At 72.5% G+C, this 16,188-nt stretch carries 10 protein-coding genes; 4 read left to right on the top strand and 6 right to left on the bottom strand.

Annotated features, from left to right (window positions below):
- The first annotated feature begins 82 nt into the window (after positions 1-82).
- Positions 83-598 carry a metal-dependent hydrolase gene (locus D7X96_RS28925; RefSeq protein WP_120546546.1) on the top strand — a complete coding sequence of 172 codons (516 nt, stop codon included), beginning with the start codon at positions 83-85 and terminating at the stop codon, positions 596-598.
- Here the strand turns inward: D7X96_RS28925 and D7X96_RS28930 are convergent.
- On the bottom strand, positions 595-1,398 hold the full coding sequence (locus D7X96_RS28930) for a glutaminyl-peptide cyclotransferase (protein ID WP_121771231.1): 804 nt from the start codon (positions 1,396-1,398) through the stop codon (positions 595-597). The two genes, D7X96_RS28925 and D7X96_RS28930, sit on opposite strands and share 4 nt — an antisense overlap.
- Before the next feature lie 38 nt (positions 1,399-1,436).
- Positions 1,437-1,898, bottom strand: a complete 462-nt coding sequence (locus D7X96_RS28935) for a response regulator (protein WP_120546548.1) — start codon at positions 1,896-1,898, stop codon at positions 1,437-1,439.
- Positions 1,899-2,339: 441 nt separating this feature from the next.
- On the opposite strand from D7X96_RS28935, the gene D7X96_RS28940 reads away from it, so the two are divergent.
- The gene (locus D7X96_RS28940) at positions 2,340-3,845 is read left to right on the top strand and encodes a trypsin-like peptidase domain-containing protein (protein WP_121771232.1); all 1,506 of its coding nucleotides are present in this window, start codon (positions 2,340-2,342) and stop codon (positions 3,843-3,845) included.
- Between the two features lie 59 nt (positions 3,846-3,904).
- Here the strand turns inward: D7X96_RS28940 and D7X96_RS41820 are convergent, their stop codons facing one another.
- Together D7X96_RS41820 and D7X96_RS41590 are read right to left on the bottom strand one after the other, a co-directional pair.
- Positions 3,905-4,663, bottom strand: a complete 759-nt coding sequence (locus tag D7X96_RS41820; RefSeq protein ID WP_121771233.1) for an immunity 52 family protein — start codon at positions 4,661-4,663, stop codon at positions 3,905-3,907.
- Between the two features lie 12 nt (positions 4,664-4,675).
- Positions 4,676-6,163: a Tox-REase-5 domain-containing protein gene (locus tag D7X96_RS41590; RefSeq protein ID WP_121771234.1), complete on the bottom strand. Its 1,488-nt coding sequence runs from the start codon at positions 6,161-6,163 to the stop codon at positions 4,676-4,678.
- A gap of 365 nt (positions 6,164-6,528) precedes the next feature.
- Here D7X96_RS41590 and D7X96_RS28955 point away from each other — a divergent pair, with 365 nt between their 5' ends.
- The gene (locus D7X96_RS28955) at positions 6,529-10,446 is read left to right on the top strand and encodes a serine/threonine-protein kinase (protein WP_208647395.1); all 3,918 of its coding nucleotides are present in this window, start codon (positions 6,529-6,531) and stop codon (positions 10,444-10,446) included.
- Positions 10,447-10,450: 4 nt separating this feature from the next.
- Here the strand turns inward: D7X96_RS28955 and D7X96_RS28960 are convergent, their stop codons facing one another.
- Together D7X96_RS28960 and D7X96_RS28965 are read right to left on the bottom strand one after the other, a co-directional pair.
- A complete protein-coding gene (locus D7X96_RS28960; RefSeq protein WP_121771236.1) occupies positions 10,451-12,256 on the bottom strand; it encodes an OPT/YSL family transporter in 1,806 nt (601 codons plus the stop codon).
- Entirely contained in the window at positions 12,253-14,517 is a 2,265-nt protein-coding gene (locus D7X96_RS28965) for a serine histidine kinase EspA (protein WP_167510890.1), read from the bottom strand. The genes D7X96_RS28960 and D7X96_RS28965 overlap by 4 nt, the downstream gene beginning before the upstream one ends.
- A gap of 259 nt (positions 14,518-14,776) precedes the next feature.
- Between D7X96_RS28965 and D7X96_RS28970 the strand changes: the two genes are divergently transcribed.
- Positions 14,777-16,165 carry a serine/threonine-protein kinase gene (locus D7X96_RS28970; RefSeq protein ID WP_121771237.1) on the top strand — a complete coding sequence of 463 codons (1,389 nt, stop codon included), beginning with the start codon at positions 14,777-14,779 and terminating at the stop codon, positions 16,163-16,165.
- Positions 16,166-16,188 lie beyond the last annotated feature (23 nt).

The following is a 16,188-nucleotide window of genomic DNA, read 5'->3' on the forward strand; positions in this document are numbered from 1 at the left end:
AGTCATTGCCCCCCACCTTCTCAACGCGCGACCCGGGGATCCTTCGCCGCCGGCCTGGCATGCCGTACGCTAGCGCACACCCATGAGTCCCATCGTCCATGCAGAGCTGTCGTGGCTCCTGGCGCAAGGCCTGCGCGAACGTCGAGACCGCATCCTGGTCACCTGCGCGGGGCTCGCGCCGGACCTGGATGGTTTGTCATTGCTGGCGGGTGAAGAGTTCTATTCGCGTTATCACCACGTGATTTTCCATGGCTACGTGGGAGCGCTCGTCACGCTGGCGGTCTGTACGGCATTGGCGCGGCAACGGGCAGGCGTGGCCCTGCTGTCGGTGGCTGCCTTCCACGGTCATCTGCTGTGCGACCTGGCCGGCAGCGGCCCGGGCTGGCCCATCCACTACCTGTGGCCCCAGAGCCTGGAGGCGTGGTCCTGGTCCGGCCAGTGGAACCTGGCCTCCTGGCAGAACTCGCTCATTGGACTGGCCGCGACGCTGGCGTGTCTGGCGTGCGCCCTGCCCTTCCGGCGGACCGCGCTGGAGCTGCTGTCACCGCGCTGGGACGCGGAGGTGGTCCGCACCGTGCGGCGGCGCTTCTCCGCCTAGGGCGTGGTGGCGGGGCCCACCAGCACCACCTCGAAGAGGTCGGGCCACAGCTTGCCGGTGAGGAACATCCGGTTGGTGCCGGGCTCCAGCGCGATGCCGTTGAGCACCGCCTCGAAGCTGTGCACGCGCCCGCGCACCGCCTCCGCCAGCGCCGACGCGTCGATGACCGCCAGCACGCGGCCGGTGGCGTAGTCGATCTTCAGGACGGTGCTGGAGTGCCAGACGTTGGCGTAGACGCCGTCCTCCGCGCACTCCAGCTCGTTGAGCATGTCCTGGGGCGCGCCCTGCAATGTCACCTGCACCTGGGACTTCTCGTGGAAGTCCTTCGGGTCGTGGAAGCGCAGCGTGGCCGTGCCGTCGCTGCGCACCAGCTGGCCCTTCCAGTAGCACAGGCCCCAGCCCTCGCCCGGGTACGCCACCTGCTTCTCCTGCGCGGGCGGCGCGCCGCTCCACACGAAGAGCGTCTCGTCCTGCCAGGTGAGCTGGTACAGCCGCTCGCCGTCACTCGCGAGCCCCTCCGGAAACACGCCCGGCAGGGACTGTTTCCACAGCGGTGCCGCCTGGTCCAGGGAGATGCGGCGCAGGTCGCCCTTCTCACCGGTGCTCTCGTAGAGCTGGCCCTGGTGGAACTGGAGCCCCTGCGTGAAGGCCGTGGGGTCGTGCGGATACGTGTGGACGACTTGCGCCACCAGCCGCTGGGGCTTGGAGTCTTGGGCGCCCGCGTCCGGCGTCTGACGCTGCGTGGGCGCGCACGCCAGGCACAGCAGGGACAACGACAGGGAGCAGAAGGGGCGGCGCATGGGCCTTCGTACCTTAGCGCGGCGGCACCAGGGCGGCTTCACTCGCGCGTCGCCGCGAGGGCCACCTCCACCGCGCCGCGCAGCTCGTCCATGTCGAACGGCTTGTTGAGCACACAGGCAGCCCCCAGGCGCAGGGCCTCGCGGTGCAGCTGCACGTCGCCAAAGGCGGTGATGAGGATGACCGGCGTGGTCCACTGCTCACGCCGCAGCCGGGCGAGCACCTCCAGGCCCGTGAAGCCCGGCATGCGCACGTCCGTGATGATGAGGTCGGGCGCGCGAGACTCCTCCGCCGTCAGCCCTTCCACGAGGACGCGCACCAGGTCCGGCCCGTCCGCCGCCTCCACCACGTCATAGCCGCGCCGCACCAGCATCTTGCGGATGAGCGTGCGCATCTCCGTCTGATCATCCGCGACCAGGATGCGCGGCGCCCGGCCAGGCTCACCGTGAGGGTCTTCCCAGGCCGCGTTTCGCGCGACCCCTTCCGGCTGCTCGTGCACCATGGGACTGGACTCCTGAAGGGGTTGAAGGTGCCGCGGCGGCGACGCTCGCGGAGGACCTCCCGTTCCACGAGCATCCGCCGTGCCATGTCCGGAGGGAGCCGGGGTGGTAGGGCATGGGGCACGCTGCCCCTGGGCGAAATGCCCCGGCTGGGGCACTTTGCCCCGCGTCCTGGGGCCCCCTGGGGCCGGGCTCCCCTCTGAAGGGCGGTTTGGGAGGGGTTGGCCCACGTACTGCAATGGAGTCCTGGCGTCGGACCGGATGCGGGGCTTCCTCCAAGAGCTCCCTTCAGGCAGCTGGGCCACCGGTGGCTCCCGGTGTCGCTGGTGGAACGGGACCGCTGCCTCCTTCCCAGGGTGCCCACCGCATCCGGTTCGACTCTTTCTTTCCCATTTTCCGTCCGGAGGGCCCCGCCTCCGGCCGCCACCCAAGGAGAACGCACGATGGTTCGCACGCTTCCGTCCCGCCGCCACCTTGCCCGCGCGCTCACGCTGATGCCCCTGGTCGCCCTGGGGGCCTGCAAGCCGGCCGCGGACGTGGCTCCCCCTGCCCGGCCCACGCTGTCGTTGAAGACGGCCACCACGCCCTCGGGCGCGAAGGTGGAGCCGGCGGTCTATTCGCCCACGCCCGGGTCGCCCGGCGCGCTCATGTCGCTGGCGCCGCTGGTGGACACGGTGAAGGGCGCGGTGGTGAACGTGGAGGTGCAGGCGCGCGCCCGTCCCGCGATGATGCAGGGCCTGCCTCCGGGCATCGCCGAGCGCTTCGGCATGCCGGGCGGACAGGGCCCCTTTGGTGGAGGCGGCGCGCCCGCGAAGCAGGGGCAGGGGTCGGGCTTCATCGTTGACCCGTCCGGCCTGGTGCTCACGAACAACCACGTGGTGGAGGGCGCGGACACCGTCCGGGTGAAGCTGGAGGACGGGCGCTCCTTCGAGGCGGAGGTGCTGGGCCGCGACGCGCTCACGGACGTGGCGCTGCTCCAGTTGAAGGGCGTGTCCGGGAACCTGCCGTTCGTGAAGCTGGGGGACTCGGATGGGCTGCGCGTGGGCGACCCCGTGATGGCCATTGGCAATCCGTTCGGCCTGGCGTCGAGCGTGAGCGCGGGCATCCTGTCCGCCCGGGCGCGCGACATCCACGCGGGTCCGTATGACGACTTCCTGCAGACGGACGCGGCCATCAACCCGGGCAACTCCGGCGGCCCGCTCTTCAACATGAAGGGCGAAGTGGTTGGCATGAACACGGCCATCATCGGCGGCGCGACGGGCATTGGCTTCGCGGTGCCGGCGAACCTCATCCAGGCGCTGTTGCCGCAGCTGCAGGAGACGGGCGTGGTGCGCCGGGGCTGGGTGGGCCTGGCGGTGCAGGACCTCACGCCGGAGCTGGCGCGCGCGCTGCGCGTGGACGCGGCGAAGGGCGCGGTGGTGGCCGGCGTCAGCGCGGGCGGCCCTGGCGCCAAGGCGGGCCTGCGCGAGGAGGACGTCATCACGCACGTGGGCGAGCGCGCGGTGGACTCCGCCGGCTCGTTGACGCGCGCGGTGGCGCTGCTCAAGCCGGGCAGCGAGGTGAAGGTGAGCCTGGTGCGCAGCGGCAAGGCGATGGAGGTGCCGGTGAAGCTGGGCACCCGGCCCACGCAGCGGGGCGAGGAAGAGGTCACGCCCCGGGATGCGACGCCCGCGCCGTTGTCCAAGCGGTTGGGCCTGCGGCTGTCGGAGGCGATGGACGGCAACGGTGGCGCGCAGGTGGTGGCGGTGGAGTCCGGCAGCGCCGCGGAGCGCGCGGGCCTGGCGCCCGGGATGGTGCTGACGCAGGTGGGTGAACAGAAGGTGTCCGGCGTCGCGGAGGCGGCGCAGGCGCTGACGTCCGCGGATCCGGGGTCCGCGCTGCTCCTGCGAGCGCGCGTGCCCGGACAGGACGGGGCGCTCTTGCGCGCGATTGAAGTGCCGCAGCGGTAGAGGCCGGGGTTGTTGTGTTGGCGCGCTCCACCGGCCGGGTGGAGCGCGCCTTTTTTCGTTCAGCGGTTGGAGATGAGCCCGGCCCGGGTGAGCAGCTCGCGCACGCGCCGGGCCAGCGCCACGTGGTCGGGGTTGGACACGGTGAAGCGCTCCGGGGTGAGGACGATGAGCGTGCCCTTGTCCTCCACGGGTTCGATGCGCACGGGCGCGGGCAGCGGGGGCACGGTGCCTCGCTGCTTGGAGAAGTAGGTCACCCAGCCGACCCAGGCGTTGGTCTTGTTGTCTGGATCATCCAGCTCCCGGTAGGCCTGAGACATGGCCACGGCCCAGTCGGGGTCCATGGCCAGCGCCATGCTGCGCACCGCATGCGTGAGCACGGGAGCGGAGATCACGCGCTCGGCGTTCGGACTTCGCCCGAGCGTAGGGAGGCTCAACGTGCAACAGTTGGGGACGACTTCGGAGTAGCACCCACAGAGGATGCTCAGGGCCGATCGATCGTAAGCCCCTCCGCCGTTAGCAAAGGTAATGCTGAAGCCCAGCTCCTCGATGACCGGCTTCCCCTTCTCGCGATTGACACCTCGCCGGAACATCTCGGTGAGCGTCGGCATGTCCGATGGCAACAGGGGGAACTTGCGCTCGTCCTTGATTGGCCGTGTGGGCTTGTACCAGTGAGCAAGGAACGGGTCGCACGGAGCCAACAGCTCCAGGAGCCTCGCGGTTCGCCGCGCGCAGTCTTCAGGCACTTCCCTGCGCACACCCCAATAGGCGCCTGCGTAGTACGTCTCGAGATACTTCCAGGGCTCGTCCGTGGCGGTCACCGCGCTCCCTCCTCAACGTGCTTGAGTGTGCACGATCCGGACTCCTTGAACGCCGTTGTTCTTGAAGAGCATCTCAATTGCGTTCGCAGCCTTTTTCTCGGCGACATGCCACTCGATGCGCGCCCCCAGTCCTTGAACAGCCTCAAGCTGCCGTCTCGCCTGCTTGACGAGTGCTTTTGCTCCCGTGAGTTCAAACCACGGCTTTGGATCCAGGGCTTCGAGGAACTTGTTCGCGTAGCCCGGGCCCTTCGCCTCCAGCAGCACTCCGTCCCGGAACCCGTCGAACTTCACGCCGTTGACCCAGTAGGCCTCGTCCGCCGAGTGCCCGGAGATCTGCTCCTGGTAGCGCCGGGCCCGGTCGGACATCGACTCCTTCGCGGGTCCCCACTGTCCCGGCTCGTCCGGTGCCGGCGCCGCGTTTGCCTTCTGGAGGATGAGTGCCGCACCAGGCCCTCCACTCAGCGCCGCCGCCGCGCGTCCCACGCGGACCGCGACACGCTCGATACTGAGCAGCCCCTCCGCGGACACCGCGAGCACGGGCACCGTGGCCTCCACTCCCGCCACCGCTCGCGTCAACGTGCGCGTCGTCGCCGAGGCCGTTCCCCACAGCGTGAGGACGTTCGTGGTCAGCCGCGCCGCTTCGCGGATCTGCTCGCCCTCCGTCATGTACCGGAAGCGCTCCCAGTACTCGGGCGACGAGGTGATCAGCGTCGCCACGCCCTCCGGGAGATTTCGCAGGCTCGCGAGGCTGTCCGTCGGATGGGACAGGAGCTGTCCCAGGCCGTGGTACAGCTCCACGAAGGCGTCCTCGGCTCCATCCAGTGAGCGGCCAATGACGTCCGCGTCGTCGTACACCTCCGCGAGCGGTCTCCAGTCCGCGGCCCGCAGCTGCGCATCGACGTGGCGGAAGACACCACCCTTACCGCTGTAGAAGCGCCCCAGCTCGAAGTTGCCCGCGCGGAAGGCCCCGTCCTTCCACTGCACGGGCGCCACCCGCTGCTGCGTGCGCCCATCGAGCGCCCAGGCCAGGCAGCCATCCGGCCGCAGCACCGCCACCTGCTCCCGGACGAAGCGCTCCATCCGGTACAGCAGCTCCTCGCGCGACACCTCCCCGCCCTCCAGCACCTCGCGCAGCAGGAAGCCCACCGCCATGCGCGGCGGATACGTGCCCGGCGTCACCGGCTTCTCCATCAGCCGGTCCAGCACCTCGGCCGCGTCCTCGGGCGTGAAGGGGTTGCGGCGGACCGGCAGCTCGTCCAGGTCCTCCAACCCGGCGCGCAGCACCAACTGCTCGAACGCGTCCGCCTCCACCAGGTTCAGCGCCCCGCCCGCTCCCGCGGACACAGCGTCCCCAGGAAACGGGGCTGGCGAGGCGCTGTGGTAGCGCGCGTACCCGTGCAGCCCCACCGGCAACGAACCGGCACGTCCTCCCGCGCAGCCCACCAGCCCCGCGATGAGCACCAGGCCCAGCCACGCACGCCGAGACTGAATCCCTTTCATGCCTGTTCCTCCTGTTGAACAGGGCTAGCAGGGAGTCCTGACATCCTTGCGCATCGCGGTGCGAAATGACGCAGCCGGTGGCGCGTGCGACCCGCTGACCTGCTGGCCGCCCCGGATGTCCGGTGTCGCGCGGTTCTCGCGGTGTGGCGCCCGGAAGCCCTCCGGGCATGGGAGGACTTCTGACGAATGCTTCACGCGCCCAACGAATGGGCCCTTGTGGTGGTTCGGAAATCACGGCGGCGCTGGCATAGAGTGGCGCCGTGCCGCGCTGCCTCACATGCGGGCGGCGTTGGGAGGGCTCTCACACGCCGTGCCCGCCCGGCGTCCCGCCTCTCATCGCTCCGCCGTCCGATGCCGCCCTCGTCGTGCCCGACGTCCCAGGGTACCGCTGCGAGAAGGTCATCGCGCGCGGCGGCTTCGGCGTGCTGCTGGCCGCGCACGCGCGCTCCGCCGACGGCACCGAGGGCGAACGCATCGCGCTGAAGCTGGCGCGTCCCGGCATCGCGCTCGCGGAGGAGCAGCTCGCGCGCGAGGCGGAGGCCCTGCGCGCCATGGGCCCGCCCACCGTGCCCGCGCTCCACGCCACGGGCACGCTGCCCGGCGGACAGCGCTTCCTCGCCATGGAGTACGTGCCGCTGCCCACGCTGGCGGACTGGCTGGCCCGGGTGTCCGGCCCCATGTCGCCGCAGGAGTTCGGGCCGCGCGCCAGCGTGCTCCTGGAGGCGGTGTCCGTCGTGCACGCGCACGGCCTGGTGCACTGCGACCTCAAGCCCGAGCACGTCTTCCTGGACGACGCGCACAAGCGCGCCCGCGTCTTCGACTTCGGCCTGGTGCAGCGCCCCGCTCCCGGCGCGCTCGCGGATGACGGCACCCCCGACGACACGTCCTCCTTCGCCGGCACCGCCGAGTACATGGCGCCCGAGCAGTGCGCCGGCCACGCCGTCCTCGACGCGCGCACGGACGTGTACGCGCTGGGCGTCATCCTCTACGAGCTCATCACCGGCCGGCCGCCCTTCTTCGGCCCGCTCACGGAGGTGCTGCAGGCGCACCTGTCGCTGCGGCCCCCGCCTCCGTCGGAGTACGCCCCGGTGGCGCCGCCCGTGGAGGAGGTCGTGCTGCGCTGCCTGGCCAAGGAGCCCGCGCGCCGTCCCCGCGACGCCGCCGCCGTGGCCCAGGCGCTGCGCGCGGCGCTGGACCACGCGGGCCAGTCCACCGTGCAGCCCGCGCCCCGGCTCACCCTGCTGCCGGAGGTGCGCCCCGCCCAGACGCGCCGCTCGGTGGCGGTGCTGTTCGTCTCCTCGCGCTCCAGCCCCGTGGCGATGCAGAAGGCCCTGGCCGCCTACGGAGGCCACATGGCCTTCGCGGACGGGGAGCGCTTCGCGGGCGTCTTCGACCCCGACGTGGGAGAGAACCCCGTGCGCCGCGCCCTGCGCGCCGCGGAAGGGTTGGCCGAGCGGGGACTGGCCCCGGCCTCGCTCGTGGACGTGGCCTCCGTCACCGTGCAGCGCCGCCGCGACGGCGCGCCCCGCTACCTGAGCGCCATCTTCGCGCGCGAGGAGCGCTACCCCCACGTCCCGGAGCTGCGCGGACCGCTGCTCTCCATCTCCGCCGCGGAGGCCGTGCCGGAGGTGCCGTGCCTGCCGGTGCCCGGACACTCCGGGCTGATGCGCCCCGCGCCTTCGGGCGCCGCGCCCCGGCCGGACGTCACCGTGCTGCAGCTGGGCGGCGGCATGCTGATGGGCCGCGACGTGGAGCTGGAGCAGCTGCTGGAGAGCGCCCGGTCCGCGGTGTCGGACGGGGCGCCCACCATCGTCACCGTGCGCGGCGACCGGGGCCTGGGCAAGAGCCACCTGTCCTCCACGCTGGGCCTGCGCCTGGGGGCCGCGCTGCCGCAAGCGCGCGTCTACGCGCTGCGCTCGCGCGAGCCCGTGCAGGGTGACCCGGAAGGCACCCTGCGCTCGCTGTTGCGCATGGCGCTGCACGGCGTCGACCGCGAGGAAACCGACACGCAGGAGGTCGGCCGCAACGCCATCCTGGAGCGGCTGGGGCCCCGGCTGGGCATGGAGCTGTGGCCGGGCGTGGCCGCGACGCTCGGGTGGTACGCGCCGGGAGGGCCGGAGCTGCAGAGCTGGGCCGCGGCCCCGGGCGCGCTGCGCTCGCTGGCCATGCGCGCCACGGGTGAGCTCTTGGCGGCGACCGCGCGCGAGCGGCCCCTGTGCCTCATCGTGGACGACGCGCACTTCGCGGAGGAGACGGCGCTGGACGCGCTGGAGTACGCCGCGCTCGCGGAGACGCGCGTGCCCCTGTGGGTCTGCGTGCTGGTGCGTCCGGGCTTCGAGCAGAGCCGCCCGGCCTGGGGCGCCCGCGCCGCGCGCCATCTGGATCTGCCCCTCTCCGGCCTGTCCCCGGGCGACGCGCACGCCCTGTGCCGCGCGCTGCTCAAGCCGGTGGAGAACGTGCCCGCGCAGGCGGTGGAGCGAATCGTCGAGCGCGCGCAGCGCGTGCCCCTGTTCCTGGTGGAGCTGGTGCGCGGCCTCAAGCGCCAGGGGCTGGTGCGGCAGCGCGGCCCGGGCGGCAACTGGTACCTCGTCACGGACGAGCTGGACCGCCTGCCGGAGCTTCGTCTGGTGGAGTGGCTGGCGGACCGCGAACTGGGCGCGCTGCCCCCGGCGCTCGCCGCGCATGCCCGGCTGTGCGCGCTGCTGGGCGCGACCTTCACCGCCACGGCGGCGGACGGCGTGGTGCGCGAGCTGGAGCGCGACGGGGCCGCGGCGCAGTTCCCGCTGGACGTGGGCCACGCGACGCGGCGGCTGTTGGACCTGGGGCTGCTGGTGGAGCACCGGCTGGAGGGGCTGAGCTTCCGCAACGAACTGGTGCGCGAGGCCGTGGTCGCGAGCCTGCCCGCGGAGGAGAAGGCGCGCATCCACCACGCCGCGTACCGCCACTACCTGAGCCCGGCGGGCTCGCAGGAGCGCCAGCGGCTGGCCCGGCTGGCGCTGCACGCGGCGGCGGCGGGCAACCGCGACGAGGCGGCGGCGCTGACCATCGACCTGGCGGAGTCCGCGCGCGGCCGTCACGCGTACCTGGACGCGGAGGCCATGTACACGCGCGCCCTGGAGCTCATCGAACCCGAGGACGAGCTGCGCCGGCTCACCGCGCTGCGCGGCCGGGGCCTGATGCGCTACCGCATCGGCCGGTACGAGGACTCGCTCACGGACTTCGCCATCGCGCGAGACCGGGCGCGCAGCCTGGGGGATTCCCGCGCGCAGGTGGAGCTGCTGCTCGACGAGGCCATGGCCTTCGACTGGGTGAACGACTACGCGCGCAGCGAGTCGCGGGTGCAGGAGGCGCAGCAGCTGGCGGAAGCGGTGCCGTCGCCCTACGTGCGCACGCGGCTGCTCCTGGCACTGGGCCGCGCGCAGTTCCGCAAGGGCGAGTGGCTGGACGCGCTCATGACGCTGGAGGCTGCGGCGGAGCGGGCGCGGAAGCTGGGAGACGCGGGCTACGAATCCCTGGTGGTGGCGCTGCTCCTGATGGTCGCCATCCTGCCGAGCATGGGCAACATCGACGGCGCGGAGCGGCTGCTCGACGAGCTCATCAGCATCTGCACGGAGCGCGGCGACCGGCTCCACCTGGGCGCGGCCATCAACAACCGCCGCAACCTGTGGGTGGCCCGGCGCGACCTGACGAACGCGCTGAAGGACCAGGAGCGCTTCATGCAACTGGGGCGCGAGCTGGGCGTGGTGGGCTGGGAGTACTTCGGCGAAATCAACCTGGGCGAGCTGTACTACCAGGCGGGCGACTCGGAGGCGGCGGCGCCGCACATCGCGCGCGCCGTGGCGCTGGAGCGCCGGCATCCGGAGGTGGCGCACCGGCCCTGGGCGCTGCTGCTCCAGGCGCGGGCCACGGCGTGGGCGGGGCGGCACGAACAGGCGCGCGGCCTGCTGGAACAGGTGCGGCAGGCGCTGGCCACGAACCGGCACGGCGCGCACCTGAGCCCGTCGGAAGAGGTGCTCTTCTCCATGGTGGAGCTGTCCGCCCGGGACGCGACGGCGGCGGAGTGGCACGCGCTGCGCGAGCGCTCCGCCCAGGTCTCCGTGGAGCAGGAGCCCCTGGAGGTGCTGGAGATGATGGGGCTCGCGGCCGGGCGCCGGGGCGACTTCGCGGAGGCGATGCTCGCGCTCGGAGAGGCGCTGGCGCGCTCGGCGCACATGCCGAACCTGATGGAGGACCGCATCCGCCACTCGCTGGAGCGGGTGAGGGATCTCACGCCCGCGGCGTAGCGCGCTACGCCGGCTTCGACAGCGCCGCCGTCGCCGCGACGAAGAGCCCCATCAGCGACTCGCCCACCAGCGCGCCGGAGCTCAGCGAGGGCACGTGCGCGTCGGTCGTCTTCGGCGCCCACCTGCGCGCGAGCGCCGCCAGGCCCGCGCCCACGCACAACGTCACCGCGAAGTAGGGCGGCGTGATGAAGCCGATGCCCATGGCCACCGGCGACGGCAGCCACCGCGCCGCCCGGCTCTTCGCGGCCAGCGTCGACAGCGCGCCCACCGCGAAGCCCACCAGCGCGGCCTGGCCCGCGTAGGGCGGCAGCCCCGCCAGGCCTCGCACGGACACCTCCGCCACCGCCCGGAACTGCGCCGCCGAGGGCGCCGGCAACACCGCCGTCCCCACGCCATATGCGTTCACCAGCAGCAGGTAGGCCGGCACCGCCACCAGCGCGCCCACCGCCACGCCCACCAGCTGCGCGGCGAGCTGCCGCGAGGCGGACGCGCCCAGCAGGTACCCCGCCTTCAACGACCACAGGCTCACGCCCGTCTGCGCCGCCGCGCCCGCCACCACCGAGCCCGCCGCCACGTTGGGCGCCAGCTCTCCGGGCCGCACCCCGCCGAAGACGACCTGCGTGAGGTTTCCCACCTGGCCCACCGGCGACACGTCCGCCTGTCCCGCGCTCCGGGCGCACACCGCGCACAGCGGCACCAGCAGCGCGAGCGCCAGCAGCATGGACGGCACGCCCAGGCCGAAGAGCACCCCGCCCAGCACCACCGCCAGCACGCACGCCACCGCGGCCACGCCCAGGCTCCACCGGGGCAGCCCGCCCCGGCTCACGCCCACCGAGCGCAGGTCCTTCGCCGCGCCCAGGAAGTCCCGCGCCTGCGCCGCCAGCGACGCCACCGCCCCGCCCACCATCAGGCCCACGCCGGGCCACATCAGCCACGAGGACAGCGGCTCGAAACCCGCGCCCGACACCAGGCCCGTGTCCACGAGCCACGACGCGAGCACACCCCACGCCAGCGCCGCGCCCAGCAGCATGCTCAGCGCCAGCGGCAGGCCCGTCATCATGCCCACCGACAGCAGCATGGGGCTCAGCCCCACGCCCCACATCACGGACTCCAGCGGGACGCCGCCCACGCGGCCCGGCAGCGCCACCATCCCCGGCAGCCACGCGCGCGCATCGCGCATCCAGGTGATGGCCATGGCCACCACGCCGGAGACCACCAGCGTGCGGCCCCTTCCGGCCCGCGTGTCCCGCGCCTCATCCGGAGGCGTGGCCGCGTGCAGCGTGGAGATGAGCTCCGCGGTCGCGATGCCCGTGGGAAACGGCAGGGCCTCCTGCTCCACCAGGCGCCGCCGCAACAGGCTCGCCACCAGCACACCCACCGCGCCCAGCACCAGGCCCCAGGCCGCGATGCCCCAGCCCGGAACGACCGAGCCCAGCAGGGTCAGCGCCGGGATGGCGGCCAGCAGCCCCGCCGACGCGGGCGTCGCGCCCACCGCGGCGGCCGTCGTCTGCGTGAGGTTGTTCTCCAGCGGCGTGTAGGGCACGCCCCGCCTGCGTCCGTAGGGCGCCAGCGCGCTGAACCCCAGCACCGCCGCGGTGATGGAGCCCGAGTCCCACAGGCCCGTCTTCAACCCCATGTAGAGGTTGGTGATGGCCAGGAGCGCGCCAATGAGCAGCCCCATCCCCAGCGACCGGACCGTCCACTCCAGGCCTTCCGGAGCCACGGCCCCCGTCAGCCCCACCGGCACGGGGACCTCCGGCGCCGCGGCCACCTGGGGGGCCGCCGCGGGGTGACCGGAGGAGGCGCTCATCGAGACGCCTCCGCCGAGCGGCCCACCAGCTCGCGCAGCTGCGCCAGGTCCAGCGGCTTGCTCAGCTTGAGGTTCGGCACGTCCCGGAGGAACGACGTCGTGCGCGGCGTGAAGGCCCCACCCGTCATGAACACCATCCGTCCCGCCTGCTCCGGCACCGAGCGCCCCAGCTCGAAGTACAGGTCCATGCCCGTCATCCCCGGCATCATCACGTCGCAGAGGATGAGGTCGAAGCGGCTGCCCTCGTTCACCAGCCGCAGCGCCGCCTGCGCGCTGTTCGCGGTGGACACCTCATGCTCCGACGCCAGCGAGCGCTGCAGCGCCACCGTCACGTTGGGCTCGTCATCCACCACCAGGATGCGCGCGCGCGCCCCCGCCGGCGCCGTCGCGGACAGCCGCGGGTAGAGGTCCACCTCGTGCGCGGCCGAGCGCAGCACCACGCGGAACGTGCTGCCCTGCCCCGGCGTGCTCTCCGCGTGGATGGAGCCGCCCATGGACTCCACGATGCCGTGGCAGATGGACAGCCCCAGCCCCGTGCCCACGCCCACCGCCTTGGTGGTGAAGAACGGATCGAAGATGCGCCCCAGCACCTCCGGCGTCATGCCCACGCCGGTGTCGCGCACCTCCACCACCACCTTGCCCGCCTCGCCCGGGCGGATGATGGCGCGAATCTCATGCTCGGTGACGGAGGACGGGTCCTCCGGGATGGCCTGCGCCGCGTTGAGCAAGAGATTCAGGAACACCTGGCACAACCGCGCCTCGCTCGCCTCCACCGCGGGGACGGGTTCGAACTCCGTCACCAGCCGCGCGCGGTGGCGGATGACGTTGTCCGCCATCTTGCACGCCAGCTCCACCGAGCGGCGCACGTCCACCGGCATGGGCCGCGACTCCTGCTCGCCGCGCGCGAAGACCTTCAGGTCGCGCACGATGGTCGCGATGCGCTCCGCGCCCTCCGTCGTCTCGCGCACCAGCTGCTGGATGGAGGCCACCGGCTCCGACGGCGCGCCTTGCGCCTCCAGCTTGTCCAGCCCCTCGCGGATGAGGTGCAGGTTCACCAGCATGTACGCCAGCGGGTTGTTGATTTCGTGCGCCACGCCCGCGCCCAGCGTGCCCACGCTGGCCAGCCGGTCCGCCACCACCAGGCGCGCCTGCAGCTGCCGGCGCTCGCTCAGGTCGCGGTGCACCATGATGTTCGCGATGATGCGCCCTTCGGCGTCGCGCAGCGGCACCACCACGGACTCGCAGACGCACGCCATGCCGTCCGCGCGCTTGAACTCCAGCTCCCCGCTCCAGCGCCCGTGCACCTCCAGCGCGGTGAGGACGGCGCCCGTCAGCCGGTCCGGCTCGCCGGGGTGAAGCACGCTGAAGAGCGTCTGCCCCATGGCCTCCTTGCGGCTGCGGCCGAACATCCGCTCCGCGCTGGTGTTCCAGTCAATCACGCCACCCGCCAGGTCCGTGATGACGACGCCGTCGGAGATGCTCTCGAAGATGAGCGCCTGGCGGTGCAGCTCCTGCTCCGCCTGCTTGCGCGCGGTGATGTCCATCACCGTGCCCGTCACCCGCGCGGGCTGCCCTGACGCATCCAGCAGCACGTCGCCCTTGCACGAAATCCAGCGGAAGCCGCTGCCCGGGGGCTCGATGCGGTACTCCACGTCCACCTGCGAGCGCTGCTGCAGCGCCGTGGCCAGCCCCGCGCGAAGCCGGGGCAGGTCCGCCGGATGCACCACCTCCTCCAGGTCCATGGCGCGGCCGGACAGCTTGCCCACGGCCAGGCCCAGGAGCCGGTCCACGTGCTCGCTCCACGTCACCTGCCCGCTCTTCGCGTTCCAGTCCCAGATGCCCACGCGCGCGGCGGACAGGGCCTGCCGCAGCTGCTCCTCGCGCTGCTCCAGCACCTCGCGCCGGGAGAAGCGGAACACCGTCACCGTGCCCACCTGGAGCCGGTCGCCCTCCTGCAGCTCCGCGGTGGACACCGGCAGGCCGTTGAGGAACGTGCCGTTGGTGGACTCCAGGTCCGTCACGAGGCACGAGCCGTCCGGCTTGCGCAGGATGCGCGCGTGCTTGCGCGACACCCCGTGGTCGTCGATGCGCACCTCGGCCTCCGAGCCGCGCCCGATGACGTGCTCGCCCGGCTCCAGCCGGTACGCCTTGCCGATGGCGGCTGGCGTCGTGGTGCTGATGAGGATGAGGCACGCCCCGGTCGAGGACGGGGCCGTGACCGACTGGCCCGCGCAGGTCGTGAGCTCGTCCACCAACGTCATCATGTATGCAAGCCCCCTGGCGTACCCCTGCGCTCGGGACGGCCGTGTCCTCGCCGCCTGTCGTGCATGACGCCGTGCTCCGTGTGGCCCGAACGGCTGGCCCGGACCGCCACCATACCCCAACGGCTTCCAATGAACGCCCCCTCCCCTCCGGGACCCGGAGGGTGACTCCTGGTGAACGGGTAGACAGGCGAGCAGGGCAGGCGGCCTGGCACGGGTACACGCGACCCACCCCGTGGATGGTAGGGTGCGGGCATTCATGGCGGCGGACTCCGAGAGCACCTTCCGCATCCAGGCGCGCGCGGCCGCGAACGCCACGGAGAAGGCGCACGACACACCCACCCGTGCCGAGCGGGGACCGGGCACCCTGGCGGGTGAGTACGTCCTCAAGTCCATGCTCGCCGCGGGTGGCCACGGCAGCGTGTACGAGGCGGAGCACCGCATCCTGGGGCGGCACGCCGCGGTGAAGGTGCTGCACTCGCACCTGGCGGATCAGGGCGAGATGCTCCAGCGCTTCGTGCGCGAGGCGCGCGTCGTCAACCAGATCCACCACCCGAACATCGTGGACGTCTACGACTTCGGGCTGATGCCGGACGGCAGCCCCTACTACGTGATGGAGCTGCTCTCCGGGCGCACCCTGAGCCAGGTGGTGCAGGAGCGCGGGCGGCTGTCCGCGTCCCGCGCGCTGGCGTACCTGGAGCCCGTCTGCGGCGCGCTGGAGGCGGCGCACCGCGCGGGCGTCGTGCACCGGGACCTGAAGTCCAGCAACATCCTCGTGGTGGAGGAGGGGGAGAAGCCCCGGCTGAAGCTGCTGGACTTCGGCATCGCGAAGCTCATCCAGCAGGAGCCCGGCCAGCAGGGGCTCACCACCGCGGGCCAGCGCCTGGGCACCGCGCACGCCATGGCGCCGGAGCAGTTCCGGGGCGGCAGCATCGGGCCGCCCACGGACGTGTACGCGCTGGGCGTGCTGCTCTACCAGCTGCTCACCGGCCGCTATCCGTTCCAGTCGGATGATCGCCTGGAGCTGGAGCGCATGCACCTGGAGGCCCCTCCGCCGCGCCCCAGCATGAAGGCCCCGGTGTCCCCCGCGGTGGACGCGGTGGTGCTGCGCTGCCTCAACAAGGACTCCACCCGCCGCTACCCCAGCGTGAACGCCTTCCTCACCGCCCTGCGCGAGGCCACGGAAGAGCCCAACCATGTGGAGGGCCAGACGCGCCTGGTGCTGGCCGTGAACGCGGAGGTGGTGCTCCCCGACGCGGACCTGGACGACGACACCACCTACGCCGCGCTCGCCACCGTCATGGACACGCTGGAGCAGGGCCTGCGCGCCCAGGGCTTCATCCTGGCGCTCCAGACGGGCACCACGCTGCTGGGGGTGCGGCCGCTCGACCCCGGCGGTGCGCCCCTGCACGACCTCCAGCCCCTGCGGGATCTGCAGGCGCAGGCCCAGCACCTGGCCGAGTCCGCCCACGCCCGCGTCCACCTCTGCCTCCACCATGGCGAGGCGGAAACCCGCGGCGATTCCAGCGAGGCCGAGGTGGTAGGCGGCCCGGTCACGCATGTGGCAACCTGGAACGTAAGGGAGCCCGGTGGTTTCGCCGTCACCCGCCCCGCATCCCAGTATCTGGACAGTCCGCTTCCGCATTGAGCCGTCCCGCCCCTCCGATTCCC

Origin of the sequence: Corallococcus interemptor, from assembly GCF_003668875.1 — a bacterium.
GTDB classification, from domain to species: Bacteria; Myxococcota; Myxococcia; order Myxococcales; family Myxococcaceae; genus Corallococcus; species Corallococcus interemptor.